This is a genomic window from Streptococcus constellatus (genome assembly GCF_902167705.1).
GTDB classification, from domain to species: domain Bacteria; phylum Bacillota; class Bacilli; order Lactobacillales; family Streptococcaceae; genus Streptococcus; species Streptococcus constellatus_A.
This window is the reverse complement of record NZ_CABHMZ010000026.1, coordinates 68,942-84,533: the sequence shown is the minus strand read 5'-3', so window position 1 is coordinate 84,533 and position 15,592 is coordinate 68,942. Positions and strand designations below refer to the sequence as shown.

The following is a 15,592-nucleotide window of genomic DNA, read 5'->3' as shown; positions in this document are numbered from 1 at the left end:
ATGTTATAATAACCCTTAATACTAAATCAAAGTGAGGAATGCCTATGTCAGCCACTAAAATGACCGCTCAGGAAATTATCCAGTTTATCGCGGATGCTAAGAAAAAGACAAATGTAAAAGTGACCTTTGAGGGCGAACTGAAAGGCCCAATTCCTTGGTCTGTTGTGAAGTTGGGGAATGTTCTCTTTGGTGACTGGGAAGAAATTAAACCTCTTTTAGTTAACCTAGAAGAAAATAAAACCTATGTGGTGGAGCAGGATGCCCGCAATTCTGCCGTGCCGCTTTTAGACAAGCGTGAGGTCAATGCTCGGATTGAGCCAGGAGCTATTATCCGCGATCAGGTGGAGATCGGCGATAATGCTGTGATTATGATGGGAGCTGTTATCAATATCGGAGCTGAAATTGGTGCTGGAACGATGATTGATATGGGAGCCATTTTGGGTGGCCGAGCTATTGTTGGGAAAAACAGTCACGTAGGTGCTGGGGCTGTTCTTGCTGGTGTTATTGAGCCAGCTAGTGCTGAGCCAGTTCGCGTGGGAGATAATGTTCTGATTGGAGCTAATGCCGTCGTTATTGAAGGAGTGCAGATTGGCAATGGTTCTGTCGTCGCTGCAGGGGCTATTGTGACGAAAGATGTGCCAGAAAATGTTGTTGTAGCTGGTGTACCTGCGCGTGTGATTAAGAAAATTGATGAACAAACCCAGCAGAAAACAGCATTGGAAGACGCTCTTCGGACGCTTTAAAGAGGGAAATGTATGATTGATTATCAAAAAATTCGCCGAGACTTGCATCAAATTCCGGAAATTGGGCTGGAAGAGTATAAGACTCATGCCTATCTGATGAGAGTGATTGATGAGTTGACTGCTGGCTTGGATTTCGTTGAGATTCGGACCTGGCGTACGGGAATTTTGGTCTTTGTCAAAGGCAGTACACCTGCTAAGACGATTGGCTGGCGGACAGATATTGATGGTTTGCCGATCGTTGAGGAGACGGAGCTTGCTTTTGCTAGTCAGCATGAGGGGCGTATGCATGCCTGTGGGCATGATATGCACATGACGATCGCTTTGGGTTTGTTGGAACAATTAACTACTGTGCAGCCTAAGAATAATCTACTTTTTCTTTTCCAGCCAGCTGAAGAAAATGAAGCTGGAGGCATGCTGATGTATGAAGACGAAGCCTTTGGTGACTGGTTGCCAGATGAATTTTATGCACTTCATGTGCGGCCTGATCTCAAGGTAGGAGATATTGCGACGAATACTAGTACCCTTTTTGCAGGGACTTGTGAAGTCAAATTAACCTTTAAGGGCAAGGGTGGGCATGCTGCATTTCCACATAATGCTAATGACGCTTTGGTAGCAGCCAGCTATTTTATCACTCAGGTTCAGACCGTTGTGAGTCGCAATGTGAATCCAATTGAAGGAGCTGTCGTCACCTTTGGTGAATTCCATGCTGGGACGACGAATAATGTGATTGCTGAAACTGCTTTTTTGCATGGGACCATTCGAACATTAACACAGGAGATGAATTTGCTTACTCAAAAACGCCTGCGGGAAATCGCTGAAGGAGTAGCCCAGTCTTTTGGTGTAGAACTTGATTTGGAGTTGAAACAAGGCGGTTATCTTCCTGTGGAAAATCATCCTGAATTAGCTGCTCAATGTATGAATTTTTTCCAAAAAGAGAGCGGTGTACACATGATTGATATTTCACCCGCAATGACCGGTGAGGACTTTGGTTATCTGCTCAGTAAAGTCAAGGGTGTGATGTTCTGGTTAGGAATTGATAGTCCTTACGCGCTTCATCATCCTAAAATGACACCAGATGAAGCAGCTCTGCCTTTTGCCATTGAAAAATTTGGGAAGCTTTTAAGTGCAAAAGTTAATGAATAACGGGCTGAGAATGTTGATGCCGTTTCTGATCAAGGAGAAGATAAATGAAGGCAGATTTGCGCAAAGCTATAGTTAGAAAGTTGAAAAGGCAGGAATTGATAGTAAAACAGCAGAGAGATGTTTTGCTTACTCAGTACTTGCTGGAATCCTCTGTTTATCAACATGCTAGAACAGTTGCGACTTATTTATCTTTGCCACACGAGTTTGACACAAGGCTTTTCATCGAGCAGGCTCAAGCAGATGGCAAGCGTGTTTTGACGCCTAAGACGTATCCCGAAGGGCGCATGGTTTTCGTGGATTATGATCCAAATGACTTGGAATTGACTGCTTTTGGTGTTTGGGAGCCAAGGAGTGAGCGAGTGGTGGAGAAGGCTCACATTGATTTGATTCATGTACCAGGCGTCGCTTTTAATAAAAGTGGTTATCGGATTGGCTATGGAGGTGGCTATTATGACCGCTACTTGGCTGATTTTAAAGGAGTGACAGTAAGTACAATTTATCCTTGTCAATTAGCGGATTTTCAACCAGATGGTTACGATATTCCTGTTCAGGAGGTATTGATTTGTGAATAAAATTTATGATAAAGAGTATCCTGTGACGAGTATTTTGCTGCTTGTAACGACAGGGATTTTTTTGGCTATGTTTTTGTTACGTGGCTTTGCTTATGATAGTACTCAAACGATTTACGAATTTGGCGCCATGCATGGACGAAGCATCCAATATTTTCCAAGTCAGATTTGGCGCTTGGTATCGGCAATTTTTGTTCATATCGGCTTGGAGCATTTTGTGATGAATATGATTACGCTGTACTTTATCGGACGGCAAGCCGAGGACATTTTTGGCTCGTGGAATTTTCTGTTTCTTTATTTGATGTCTGGGATTTTAGGAAATGTCTTTGTCTTCTTTTTCACTCCAAGTGCTGTGGCGGCAGGTGCCTCTACATCTTTGTTTGGGATTTTTGGCGCTATTATTACTTTGCGCTATGCGGTTCGCAATCCCTATATTCAGCAACTTGGTCAGTCATACTTAGTTCTTCTAGTTATGAACTTGGTATTGAGCTTGACACCGGGAATCAGTCTGGCAGGACATTTAGGCGGTGCAATCGGAGGCGCTCTCTGTGCTGTTATTTTCCCAGTCCGCGGAGAAAGAAGAGCTTATCAAGTGGGACAACGTGTCTTAGCGCTAATTGCCTATTTGATTCTAGTATTGGGAATGGTCTTCCTTGCTTTTAATAGAGGCATATAAAAAGAGGGTGAAATAAACTGCTGTATCTCGCGGCAATCTGTTTCTTCCTCTTTTTGATTTATTTCTGTTGACCAACTAAAATCTTTGCAGCAATGGTGATGTCATGTAATGATGACCAGTCGATTTTTTCAATGTCCATATTGAAAAGAAGAGGAGTCATTTTGAGCAGAGCCATTTTTTCATCTTCCTTTAGTGAAAAAGTGCTGGCAACATCATAGGAATCTGTAATGGTGAAGGTCTCTTTGAAGTGCTCAATGATTTTCTGATTGGAATAATTTGTGTTGGTTAATTGCTCGGCAACGATACCACGAATTTCTTGCAAGTGTTGGCTGCTAGGAATCACCTTAATCAGCAAGCCGTTTTTCCGCAAGACGCGCTGAAATTCTTGGTAATTGGCAGGAGAGAAGATGTCTAAAATCACATCCATGCTGGTATCTTGAATAGGGATGTGCGCCAAATCTCCAACAAACCAATTTACCGCCAGGCTGTGGTCACTTTTGGCTGCCAGCTGAATCGAATCTTTTGACAAATCGAATGCGTAGATGTGTTTGTCTGGCATTTGTGATTGCAAATTTCGAGCATAATAGCCTTCTCCGCAGCCAATGTCCAGCAGATTGCTATGCTGTGGGAAAGTAGTTGCAATTTCGATTAGTTTATTTAAAATCGGCTGGTAAAATCCTGCTTCGAGAATCAATTGTCGATTTTGAAAGTTGGGTTTATCGTAGTCTTTTGATTGCTTCACCTGTGGAGCCAAGTTGACATAGCCGAATTTTGCCAGATCAAAGGAATGCTTATTTTTGCATTTGAGACTATTTTCTGCTAAAAACAAGGCTTGCTGGCAAAAAGGGCAAGCAAAAAGCTTAGCCGTTTCAAAGCGTTTAAGTTTGGGTTTCATGCGTTTTCTCTTTCATAGATTTCTCTGACTAGTGTAACATGTGAGAAATGCTTTGGCAAGTAGATAAAGAAAGGGAAATTTTAAAATGAACCATACTTATAAAGCGGTTGGAGCTAAAACAAGCACTATGACAATACGCTTTTTGCTAAGTGAGAATGAAAAGAAGCTGGAGCGAAAAGTCTCCAGCTTCAAAGTATATAGTACAATAAATCAACATGCAGTAGTTGATTGCTTTTAGTAAGTCAAAACAAAATATTTTTTCTTACCACGACGAATAACAGTTAGTTCATTTTCTAATTTGTCAGCGTCCGTTAATCTGTAGTCAAGGTCTTGAATGCGTTCACCATTGACATAAATAGCGCCGTTTTGGACATCTTCACGTGCTTGGCGTTTAGAATTGACAACGCCAGCCGTTACCAAAAGCTCTACGATATTGAGATTGTCATCTGCTTTCACTTGATAATTTGGCACACCGCGAAGTCCTTGTTTCAGCTCTTTGACAGAAAGATTTTTAATGTTTCCGGCAAAAAGCTGCTCGGTGATATTGAGTGCTTCTTTGTAGGCTTTTTCGCCATGCACGAGTGTAACGACTTCTCGCGCTAAGATTTTTTGCGCCAAACGTTCGTGTGGAGCTGCTTCAAATTGTTTCCCGATTTCTTCGATTTCATCAAGCGGAAGAAGAGTGAAAATTTTAAGGAAACGAACGGCATCAGCGTCCATGACATTCATCCAGAATTGGTACATTTCGTAAGGACTGGTCTTATCAGCATTGAGCCATACAGCGTTGCCTTCTGACTTACCAAATTTCTTGCCAGTTGCGTCTGTGATCAGAGGTACGGTAATGACATGAGCTGTTTTGTCAGCTTTTCGACGAAGCAATTCAGTACCGGCAGTCATATTGCCCCATTGATCAGAACCACCGATTTGTAAAGTGACACCGTATTGCCGATTTAGCTCAAAAAAGTCATACCCTTGCATGATTTGGTAAGCAAACTCGGTATAAGAAATCCCTGTTTCAATCCGTTTTTTAACAGATTCTTTGCTCATCATGTAGTTGACTGTGAAATATTTTCCGACATCGCGTAGAAAGTCAATAAAACTAATGTCGGAGAACCAGTCGTAGTTGTTGACCATTTCAGCCTTGTTGTTGCCATTTTCAAAATCAAGAAAACGCGATACTTGCGCTTGAATGCTCCGTACCCAACCTTCAACTGTGTCTTTTGTTTGTAAACTCCGCTCGGTATCTTTAAATGATGGATCGCCAATTAAGCCAGTTGCACCGCCAACGAGAGCATAAGGTTTGTGACCTGCCAACTGTAAATGTTTCATGACAAGAATTGGAACAAGGTGACCAAGATGTAAGCTATCAGCAGTTGGATCATAGCCAGAATAAAAACTAACATTTCCTTCCGCTAGGGCCTTGCGCAACGCTTCTTCATCAGTTGTTTGAAAAACCAAACCACGTTCTTTTAGCTCATCAAAAATGTGCATATCTGTCTCTCCTTTATAAAATTTCTAGTTATTGTAACATTGTATCACAATCAGGCGTTAGAATGTAGTAAAATTGCAAAAATAATTAAAAAAACGATGATTTCAGCCAAGGATTGCCTTTCCTGTTGTCAGAAGTTTCATAAATTTGCTATAATAGGCACAGAAAGCTCAAGGAGAAAGAATGATTAAACAAGTTTTAGAAAAAATACAACAAGTGTTTGAGAAACTTTTTCAAACAGATCGTCCGAGCAAAAATGAAACAGAAAGCTGGACAATTTGGAGTGTTGGCGGAACTGTCCTTCGTACTCTGAAATTATTATCAAATGTCTTTTTTGTGTTTGTTTTTTTAGGTTGCTTGTTTGGTGGAGGCATTGCATTAGGCTATGGTGCACGAATCTTTGACAAGGTTGAAACTCCTAAAAAAGAAGAGCTCATCAAAAAAATCCAAGACATCTCGGCAATTTCTGAATTAAAATATGCCGATGGTAGCTCGATTTCAGCAATTGATAGCGACTTACTAAGAATATCAGTAGAAAGCAAAGCCATTTCTGATAATGTAAAAAAAGCAGTCATTGCTACTGAAGACGAAAATTTCCATAAGCACAATGGAGTTGTTACGAAAGCTGTTTTGCGGGCAACACTAGGATCTGTCGCAGGAATTGGTTCCTCAAGTGGTGGTTCTACCTTGACTCAGCAGTTAATCAAGCAACAAGTTGTTGGTGATGCCCCAACTTTCAAACGTAAAGCAACAGAAATCATCAGTGCCCTCGCTTTAGAGCGCTATATGAGTAAAGACGATATTTTAACGACTTATTTGAATGTAGCTCCGTTTGGGAGAAACAACAAAGGGCAAAACATTGCCGGTGTGGAAGAAGCAGCACAAGGAATTTTTGGAGTGCCTGCTAGCAAGTTGACAGTTCCTCAAGCAGCTTTTATTGCTGGCTTGCCACAAAGCCCGATTGTTTATTCTCCTTATGCGGCTGACGGCAGTTTGAAAAGTGCTGAGGATATGACATTGGGACTCAATCGTGCAAAAAAAGTCATTTACAATATGTATCGGACGGGTGCGATTAGTAAAGATGAGTACCAATTGTATAAAGACTATGATTTAAAACGAGACTTTTTACCAAGTGATACAACTTCAGCAAGGTCGCATGATTATTTATATTACGTTGCTATGAAAGAAGCTCAAAAAGCAATGTATGAATACTTGATTGGGCGTGATAATGTTTCACAACAGGAATTGAAAAATGATGCAACGGTGAAATCCTATAAAGAATTAGCCGCAAAAGAGTTGAGCGAGGGTGGCTATACCGTTACCACAACGATTAACAAAAATATCCACAATGCTATGCAAAATGCGATTGCTAATTTTGGTGGTGTGTTAGATGATGGCACAGGTGCAGTTGAGGCTGGAAATGTTCTCATGGATAATCAGACAGGTGCTGTTTTGGGCTTTATAGGAGGACGCGATTATGCTTCCAACCAAAACAACCACGCTTTTGATACAGAGCGCTCGCCAGGTTCCACCATTAAACCGATTTTAGCTTATGGCATTGCCATTGACCAAGGTTTGATGGGAAGTGCCAGTGTGCTGTCTAATTATCCGACAAATTTCTCTAGCGGTGAGCCCATTATGCACGTGGATAGCCGCGGTACGGCTATGATGGATTTGCAGGAGGCTTTAAACACTTCTTGGAACATCCCAGCTTATTGGACCTATAAATTGCTTCGTGACAAAGGAGTCAATGTTCAAGGTTATATGGAAAAAATGGGCTATCAAATTGAAAATTACGATATTGAAAGTCTGCCAATGGGCGGTGGTATTGAAGTATCTGTCGCCCAGCACACCAATGGTTTTCAAACTTTAGCTAATAATGGGGCTTATCAAGAGCGTTATATAATTGAAAAGATTACGGCAAAAGACGGAAAAGTTGTATATGAGCATAAAACTAAACCTGTCCAAGTTTATTCCAAGGCCGCAGCAACGATTATGCAAAGTCTCATGCGTGGAGTGTTGGATTCTGGTGCTACGACAACTTTCAAATCTCGTTTAACACAGATCAATAGTGGCTTGGCTAGTGCTGATTGGATTGGGAAAACGGGTACGACCAACAGCAATGGTGATATGTGGCTTATGGTATCCACTCCTAAACTAACGCTGGGTGGTTGGATTGGCCATGACAACAATGCCTCAATGGCAGCTTTGACTGGTTACAACAACAATGCACAGTATATGGCTCACTTGGTGAATGCTATTTACCAAGCTGATCCAAATATTTGGGGAATTGGTGACAAGTTCAATCTGGATTCAAGCGTGATTAGGTCCAATGTTCTCAAAGCAACGGGTGAACGAGCCGGGACAGTTACAGTCAACGGGCGTAGCATGAACCTGACTGGTCAGACAGTTACTAGTTACTGGGCGAAAAATGGTGCTCCGATGACCACCTATAGATTTGGAATCGGTGGCACAGACAGTGATTATCAAAAAGCTTGGGCAGCACTTTTAGGTGGACGCTAAAATAAAAACACTTTCATAAGGAAAGAAACTTGAAAAGCAGAGTAAAATAAGGTATAATACTATTGATAATTTGTCGTCTGCTTTATTTGAAATATTGTCCATATAAAGCTTACAGCAGTTAAATCATACTTTTATAGTCAGATTTAGCTGCTCTTTTTGTGCCTATTTTTAGGATTTTTGTGCTTTGTTATCAAAACTTAAAGATTCTGAAAATTACTCAAAAAGGACAAATGAAAATTGCTACTCTATCATGTAATAGAGAATGTAGAAAGAAGAAGGAGTAAAAAACTTGGCAGGACATGAAGTTCAATACGGGAAACACCGTACTCGTCGTAGTTTTTCAAGAATCAAGGAAGTTCTTGATTTACCAAATTTGATTGAAATCCAGACAGATTCATTCAAAGATTTTCTTGACCATGGTTTGAAAGAAGTATTTGAAGATGTACTTCCTATCTCAAACTTTACAGACACAATGGAGCTGGAGTTTGTTGGTTATGAAATTAAAGAATCCAAATACACTTTAGAAGAAGCACGTATCCATGATGCCAGCTATTCTGCACCTATTTTTGTAACGTTCCGTTTAATTAACAAAGAAACTGGTGAAATCAAGACTCAAGAAGTATTCTTTGGTGATTTCCCAATCATGACAGAAATGGGAACTTTCATTATCAATGGTGGTGAGCGGATTATCGTATCTCAGCTCGTTCGTTCGCCAGGCGTTTACTTCAACGATAAAGTAGACAAAAATGGTAAAGTTGGTTATGGTTCAACCGTCATTCCAAACCGTGGAGCTTGGTTAGAGCTGGAAACAGACTCAAAAGATATTGCTTATACTCGGATTGACCGTACTCGTAAGATTCCGTTTACGACACTTGTTCGTGCACTTGGTTTTTCTGGTGATGATGAAATCTTTGATATTTTCGGCGACAGCGATCTCGTTCGCAACACGATTGAAAAAGATATTCATAAAAATCCAATGGATTCCCGTACTGATGAGGCACTTAAAGAAATCTATGAACGCCTTCGTCCAGGTGAGCCTAAGACAGCTGACAGCTCACGTAGTCTGTTGGTCGCTCGTTTCTTTGATCCACATCGTTACGACTTGGCGGCAGTTGGTCGTTATAAAATCAATAAAAAATTAAACATTAAAACACGTTTGTTAAATCAAACTATTGCAGAACCTTTGGTAGATCCAGAGACAGGTGAAATCTTGGTTGAAGCTGGAACGGTTATGACGCGTAGTGTCATTGATAGCATTGCAGAATACTTGGATGGCGATTTGAATAAAATCACTTATATTCCAAATGATGCAGCTGTGTTGACAGCTCCAGTCGTTCTTCAAAAATTCAAAGTGGTGGCGCCAACTGATCCAGATCGTGTGGTAACTATTATTGGCAATGCCAACCCAGGAGATCGAGTTCATACGATTACACCAGCAGATATTTTGGCTGAGATGAATTACTTCTTGAACCTCGCTGAAGGACTTGGTCGTGTGGACGATATTGACCACTTGGGAAATCGTCGGATTCGTGCCGTTGGTGAATTGCTTGCTAACCAAGTACGTCTTGGACTGTCTCGTATGGAGCGCAACGTTCGGGAGCGCATGAGTGTTCAAGACAATGAAGTGTTGACACCGCAACAAATCATCAACATCCGCCCAGTTACAGCCGCGATTAAAGAATTCTTTGGTTCATCTCAATTGTCTCAATTTATGGACCAACACAACCCACTGTCTGAATTGTCACACAAACGCCGTTTGTCAGCCTTGGGGCCTGGTGGTTTGACTCGTGACCGTGCTGGATATGAAGTGCGTGACGTGCACTACACCCACTATGGTCGTATGTGTCCGATTGAAACACCTGAAGGACCAAACATTGGTTTGATCAATAACTTGTCTTCTTATGGGCACTTGAATAAATATGGCTTTATCCAAACGCCGTATCGTAAAGTGGATCGTGAAACAGGTCTGGTCACCAATGAAATCGTTTGGCTGACAGCGGACGAAGAAGATGAATTTATCGTAGCGCAAGCAAATTCTAAATTAACAGAAGACGGTCGTTTTGCAGAAGCGATTGTCATGGGACGTCACCAAGGGAACAACCAAGAATTTCCTTCAGATCAAGTGGACTTCATGGATGTATCGCCTAAGCAGGTAGTTGCGGTTGCGACAGCATGTATTCCGTTCCTTGAAAATGACGACTCTAACCGTGCCCTCATGGGTGCCAACATGCAACGTCAAGCCGTACCGTTGATTGATCCGCATGCACCATACGTTGGTACTGGTATGGAATATCAAGCAGCTCACGACTCTGGTGCGGCGATTATTGCACAACACGACGGTAAAGTTGTGTATTCTGATGCAGCCAAAGTTGAAGTTCGCCGTGAAGATGGCTCACTTGATGTCTATCATATTACGAAATTCCGCCGTTCAAACTCTGGTACTTCTTACAACCAACGTACACTGGTAAAAGTTGGCGATACAGTTGAAAAAGGAGACTTTATCGCAGACGGACCTTCTATGGAAAAAGGCGAAATGGCGCTTGGACAAAATCCAATCGTTGCTTATATGACATGGGAAGGTTACAACTTTGAAGATGCCGTTATCATGAGTGAACGTTTAGTGAAAGACGATGTTTACACATCTGTTCACTTGGAAGAATTTGAATCAGAAACACGTGATACAAAGCTTGGACCTGAAGAAATTACGCGCGAAATTCCAAATGTTGGGGAAGATGCATTAAGAGACCTTGACGAAATGGGAATTATCCGCATTGGTGCAGAGGTGAAAGAAGGCGATATTCTTGTCGGTAAAGTAACGCCGAAAGGTGAAAAAGACTTATCTGCTGAAGAACGCCTGCTTCATGCAATTTTCGGTGATAAATCTCGTGAAGTACGTGATACTTCCCTTCGTGTACCACACGGTGGTGCAGGTGTTGTCCGTGATGTGAAAATCTTTACTCGTGCGAACGGTGATGAATTGCAATCCGGTGTCAATATGTTGGTGCGTGTTTACATCGCTCAAAAACGGAAAATCCGCGTTGGAGATAAGATGGCCGGACGCCACGGAAATAAAGGGGTTGTTTCTCGTATCGTTCCAGTTGAAGATATGCCTTATCTTCCAGACGGAACACCAGTTGATATCATGCTGAACCCACTTGGGGTGCCATCACGTATGAATATCGGACAAGTTATGGAACTGCACCTGGGTATGGCTGCTCGCAACCTTGGTATCCACATTGCAACGCCAGTATTTGACGGAGCAAGCTCAGATGATCTTTGGGATACAGTTCGTGAAGCTGGCATGGATAGCGATGCTAAGACAATCCTTTATGACGGACGTACTGGTGAGCCATTTGATAATCGTGTATCCGTTGGTGTCATGTATATGATTAAACTTCACCACATGGTCGATGATAAGCTCCATGCCCGTTCAGTTGGTCCTTATTCAACTGTTACGCAACAACCTCTTGGTGGTAAAGCGCAGTTTGGTGGACAACGTTTTGGAGAAATGGAAGTTTGGGCTCTTGAAGCCTATGGTGCTTCTAACGTCCTTCAAGAAATCTTGACTTATAAGTCAGATGATATCAATGGTCGTTTGAGAGCTTATGAAGCCATTACTAAAGGTAAACCAATTCCAAAACCAGGTGTTCCAGAATCCTTCCGTGTCCTTGTAAAAGAATTGCAATCCCTTGGTCTTGACATGCGTGTCCTAGATGAAGATGACAATGAGGTCGAGCTTCGTGATTTGGACGAAGGCATGGATGATGATGTGATTCATGTAGACGATCTTGAAAAAGCACGTGAAAAAGCAGCGCAAGAAGCAAAAGCCGCTTTTGATGCTGAAGGGAAAGAATAAGAACTGATTCAATAGATAATAAAGAAAGGTAAGAAATAGTGGTTGATGTAAATCGTTTTCAAAGTATGCAAATCACCCTAGCTTCTCCTAGTAAAGTCCGCTCTTGGTCTTACGGGGAAGTGAAGAAACCTGAAACAATTAACTACCGCACACTAAAACCAGAACGCGAAGGGCTTTTTGATGAAGTCATCTTTGGTCCTACGAAAGACTGGGAATGTGCGTGTGGAAAATATAAACGGATTCGTTATAAAGGAATCATTTGTGACCGTTGTGGTGTTGAAGTAACTCGTACCAAAGTTCGTCGTGAACGCATGGGGCATATTGAGCTAAAGGCGCCAGTTTCTCATATTTGGTATTTTAAAGGAATCCCAAGCCGAATGGGCTTGACCTTGGATATGAGTCCTCGTGCTCTTGAAGAAGTCATCTATTTTGCAGCTTATGTGGTGATTGATCCAAAAGATACGCCGCTTGAGCACAAATCCATTATGACGGAGCGGGAATATCGTGAACGCTTACGTGAATATGGTCAAGGTTCCTTTGTTGCAAAAATGGGAGCTGAAGCAATCCAAGATCTCTTGAAACAAGTAGATTTGGAAAAAGAAATTGCAGAGCTCAAAGAAGAATTAAAAACAGCAACTGGGCAAAAGCGCGTAAAAGCTATTCGTCGTTTGGATGTTTTAGATGCTTTCCAAAAATCTGGTAACAAACCAGAATGGATGGTCTTAAACATCTTGCCAGTTATTCCGCCAGACTTGCGTCCAATGCTTCAGTTGGACGGTGGACGCTTCGCCTCTTCTGACTTGAACGACCTTTACCGTCGTGTTATCAATCGTAATAATCGTTTGGCACGTCTTTTGGAATTAAATGCTCCTGGAATCATTGTGCAAAATGAAAAGCGGATGTTGCAAGAAGCGGTTGATGCTCTGATTGACAATGGTCGTCGTGGTCGTCCAATTACTGGACCAGGTAGCCGTCCGCTCAAATCATTGAGCCACATGCTCAAAGGAAAACAAGGTCGTTTCCGTCAAAACTTGCTCGGAAAACGGGTTGATTTCTCAGGACGTTCGGTTATTGCAGTTGGTCCGACACTCAAGATGTACCAATGTGGTGTGCCGCGTGAAATGGCTATTGAGCTTTTCAAACCGTTTGTCATGCGTGAAATTGTCGCGCGTGATATTGTGCAAAATGTCAAAGCTGCTAAGCGTTTGGTAGAGCGGAATGATGAACGCATTTGGGATATCTTAGAAGATGTCATTAAAGAACACCCAGTGCTCCTTAACCGCGCACCGACGCTTCACAGATTAGGGATTCAAGCATTTGAGCCAGTCTTGATTGACGGGAAAGCTCTTCGCTTGCACCCGCTTGTGTGTGAGGCCTATAATGCCGACTTTGACGGAGACCAAATGGCGATTCACGTGCCGTTGTCAGAAGAAGCTCAAGCAGAAGCACGGATTCTCATGCTAGCTGCTGAACACATCCTCAATCCAAAAGACGGGAAGCCAGTAGTAACACCTTCACAGGATATGGTCTTGGGGAACTACTACCTGACTATGGAAGAAGCTGGTCGTGAAGGAGAAGGAATGGTCTTTAAAGACCGTGATGAAGCTGTAATGGCTCTCCGCAATGGCTATGTTCACTTACATACGCGTGTTGGGATTGCGACGGATAGTTTAAACAAACCATGGACAGAAGATCAAAAACACAAGATTCTCTTGACAACAGTTGGTAAGATTCTTTTCAATGATATCATGCCAGATGAATTGCCATATTTGCAAGAGCCAAATGCCTCAAACATGGCAGAAGGTGTGCCAGCTAAATACTTCTTAGAGCCTGGTCAAGATGTCAAAGAAGCCATCAGCAAACTTGAATTAAATGTGCCATTCAAGAAGAAAAATCTTGGAAATATCATCGCTGAAATCTTCAAACGCTTCCGTACAACTGAAACCTCTGCTTTCCTTGACCGTCTGAAAGATCTTGGTTATCATCATTCAACACTTGCTGGCTTGACTGTAGGGATTGCTGATATTCCAGTCGTTGAAGACAAGGCAGAAATTATCGAAGAGTCTCACAAACGTGTGGAACAAATCACGAAACAATTCCGTCGTGGTATGATTACAGACGATGAGCGCTATAACGCGGTTACAGCTGAGTGGCGTGCAGCTCGTGAAAAGTTAGAAAAACGTTTGATTGCTAATCAAGATCCTAAGAACCCAATCGTTATGATGATGGACTCTGGAGCCCGTGGTAATATCTCTAACTTCTCGCAACTTGCTGGTATGCGTGGTTTGATGGCGGCTCCGAACGGACGTATCATGGAATTGCCGATTTTATCTAACTTCCGTGAAGGTCTGTCTGTTTTGGAAATGTTCTTCTCTACTCACGGTGCTCGTAAAGGGATGACCGACACAGCCCTTAAGACTGCCGACTCAGGTTATTTGACTCGTCGTTTGGTTGATGTGGCGCAAGATGTTATCATTCGTGAAGACGACTGTGGTACGGATCGTGGTCTTGTGATTCGCTCTATTACTGACGGTAAAGAAATGATTGAGCCGTTAGAAGAACGTTTGATTGGTCGTTATACGAAGAAAACGGTTAAACATCCTGAAACAGGTGAAATCATCGTTGGTCCAGATGTATTGATTACAGAGGATATGGCGCGTGAAATTGTCAACGCTGGTGTTGAAGAAGTCACTATTCGCTCTGTCTTTACATGTAATACACGTCATGGTGTCTGCCGTCGTTGTTACGGTATCAACTTGGCAACGGGTGACGCAGTTGAAGTTGGTGAAGCAGTCGGAACGATTGCTGCCCAATCTATCGGTGAACCTGGTACACAGCTTACCATGCGTACTTTCCACACGGGTGGTGTTGCTTCTAATACGGATATCACTCAAGGTCTTCCTCGGGTTCAAGAAATCTTTGAAGCTCGCAATCCGAAAGGGGAAGCAGTCATCACAGAAGTTAAAGGTGAAGTTACTGCGATTGAAGAAGATGCTTCCACTCGAACCAAGAAAGTCTTTGTTAAGGGTGCAACTGGTGAAGGAGAATACGTTGTACCATTTACAGCTCGCATGAAAGTGGCTGTAGGCGACCAAGTTTCTCGTGGGGCAGCACTAACAGAAGGTTCTATCCAACCGAAACATTTATTGGCTGTCCGTGATGTCTTGTCTGTTGAAACTTACCTGCTGGCTGAAGTACAAAAAGTTTACCGCAGCCAAGGGGTAGAAATCGGTGACAAACACATCGAGGTAATGGTTCGTCAAATGATTCGTAAAGTGCGTGTCATGGATCCAGGAGACACAGACCTTCTCATGGGTACACTCATGGATATCACAGACTTTACTGATGCTAACCGTGATGTGGTTATCTCTGGAGGAGTTCCTGCGACTGCTCGTCCAGTCCTTATGGGAATTACCAAGGCCTCTCTGGAAACCAATAGCTTCCTATCAGCTGCTTCCTTCCAAGAAACCACTCGTGTTCTGACGGACGCGGCTATCCGTGGTAAGAAAGATCATCTGCTTGGTTTGAAGGAAAATGTTATCATTGGTAAAATCATCCCAGCTGGTACAGGTATGGCTCGTTACCGTAACCTTGAACCGCAAGCTGTCAATGAAGTTGAAATTATCGAAGACACAACTGCAACAGAAATGGTTGAAGAAATATCTTCAGCAGAATAATAAAGAGTCGAGTTTTCTCGG

9 protein-coding genes are annotated in these 15,592 nt (G+C 42.4%); 7 read left to right on the top strand and 2 right to left on the bottom strand.

Features of this window, described 5'->3' with window-relative positions; genetic code table 11:
* Window positions 1-44 precede the first annotated feature (44 nt).
* From dapD to FQ204_RS07660, 4 genes are read left to right on the top strand one after another with little or no spacing between them, the layout of a single operon-like run.
* On the top strand, window positions 45-743 hold the full coding sequence (gene dapD / locus FQ204_RS07675) for a 2,3,4,5-tetrahydropyridine-2,6-dicarboxylate N-acetyltransferase (RefSeq protein WP_144210395.1): 699 nt from the start codon (window positions 45-47) through the stop codon (window positions 741-743).
* A gap of 12 nt (window positions 744-755) precedes the next feature.
* Window positions 756-1,886: an N-acetyldiaminopimelate deacetylase gene (locus FQ204_RS07670; protein WP_144210393.1), complete on the top strand. Its 1,131-nt coding sequence runs from the start codon at window positions 756-758 to the stop codon at window positions 1,884-1,886.
* A 44-nt stretch (window positions 1,887-1,930) separates the two neighbouring features.
* On the top strand, window positions 1,931-2,458 hold the full coding sequence (locus FQ204_RS07665) for a 5-formyltetrahydrofolate cyclo-ligase (RefSeq protein ID WP_144210391.1): 528 nt from the start codon (window positions 1,931-1,933) through the stop codon (window positions 2,456-2,458).
* Window positions 2,451-3,131 carry a rhomboid family intramembrane serine protease gene (locus FQ204_RS07660; protein WP_144210389.1) on the top strand — a complete coding sequence of 227 codons (681 nt, stop codon included), beginning with the start codon at window positions 2,451-2,453 and terminating at the stop codon, window positions 3,129-3,131. The genes FQ204_RS07665 and FQ204_RS07660 overlap by 8 nt, the downstream gene beginning before the upstream one ends.
* A gap of 58 nt (window positions 3,132-3,189) precedes the next feature.
* Here FQ204_RS07660 and FQ204_RS07655 read toward each other — a convergent pair whose 3' ends face one another.
* Window positions 3,190-4,026 (bottom strand): putative RNA methyltransferase, encoded by an 837-nt coding sequence (locus FQ204_RS07655; protein WP_144210387.1) that lies wholly within the window; start codon window positions 4,024-4,026, stop codon window positions 3,190-3,192.
* A 234-nt stretch (window positions 4,027-4,260) separates the two neighbouring features.
* A complete protein-coding gene (gene tyrS, locus FQ204_RS07650; RefSeq protein WP_144210385.1) occupies window positions 4,261-5,517 on the bottom strand; it encodes a tyrosine--tRNA ligase in 1,257 nt (418 codons plus the stop codon).
* Window positions 5,518-5,698: 181 nt separating this feature from the next.
* Between tyrS and pbp1b the strand changes: the two genes are divergently transcribed.
* From pbp1b to rpoC, 3 genes are all read left to right on the top strand, one after another.
* Complete coding sequence (gene pbp1b / locus FQ204_RS07645; protein ID WP_144210383.1) at window positions 5,699-8,038, top strand: penicillin-binding protein PBP1B; 2,340 nt, start codon at window positions 5,699-5,701, stop codon at window positions 8,036-8,038.
* 289 nt (window positions 8,039-8,327) lie between these two features.
* Window positions 8,328-11,894: a DNA-directed RNA polymerase subunit beta gene (rpoB, locus tag FQ204_RS07640; RefSeq protein WP_144210381.1), complete on the top strand. Its 3,567-nt coding sequence runs from the start codon at window positions 8,328-8,330 to the stop codon at window positions 11,892-11,894.
* A gap of 38 nt (window positions 11,895-11,932) precedes the next feature.
* The gene (rpoC, locus tag FQ204_RS07635) at window positions 11,933-15,571 is read left to right on the top strand and encodes a DNA-directed RNA polymerase subunit beta' (RefSeq protein WP_144210379.1); all 3,639 of its coding nucleotides are present in this window, start codon (window positions 11,933-11,935) and stop codon (window positions 15,569-15,571) included.
* Window positions 15,572-15,592 lie beyond the last annotated feature (21 nt).

Coding starts and splice junctions, on each gene's coding strand:
- tyrS (WP_144210385.1), bottom strand. CDS start 5,517: ATGCACATTTTTGATGAGCTAAAAGAACGTGGTTTGGTTTTTCAAACA.
- FQ204_RS07665 (WP_144210391.1), top strand. CDS start 1,931: ATGAAGGCAGATTTGCGCAAAGCTATAGTTAGAAAGTTGAAAAGGCAG.
- pbp1b (WP_144210383.1), top strand. CDS start 5,699: ATGATTAAACAAGTTTTAGAAAAAATACAACAAGTGTTTGAGAAACTT.
- FQ204_RS07655 (WP_144210387.1), bottom strand. CDS start 4,026: ATGAAACCCAAACTTAAACGCTTTGAAACGGCTAAGCTTTTTGCTTGC.
- FQ204_RS07670 (WP_144210393.1), top strand. CDS start 756: ATGATTGATTATCAAAAAATTCGCCGAGACTTGCATCAAATTCCGGAA.
- dapD (WP_144210395.1), top strand. CDS start 45: ATGTCAGCCACTAAAATGACCGCTCAGGAAATTATCCAGTTTATCGCG.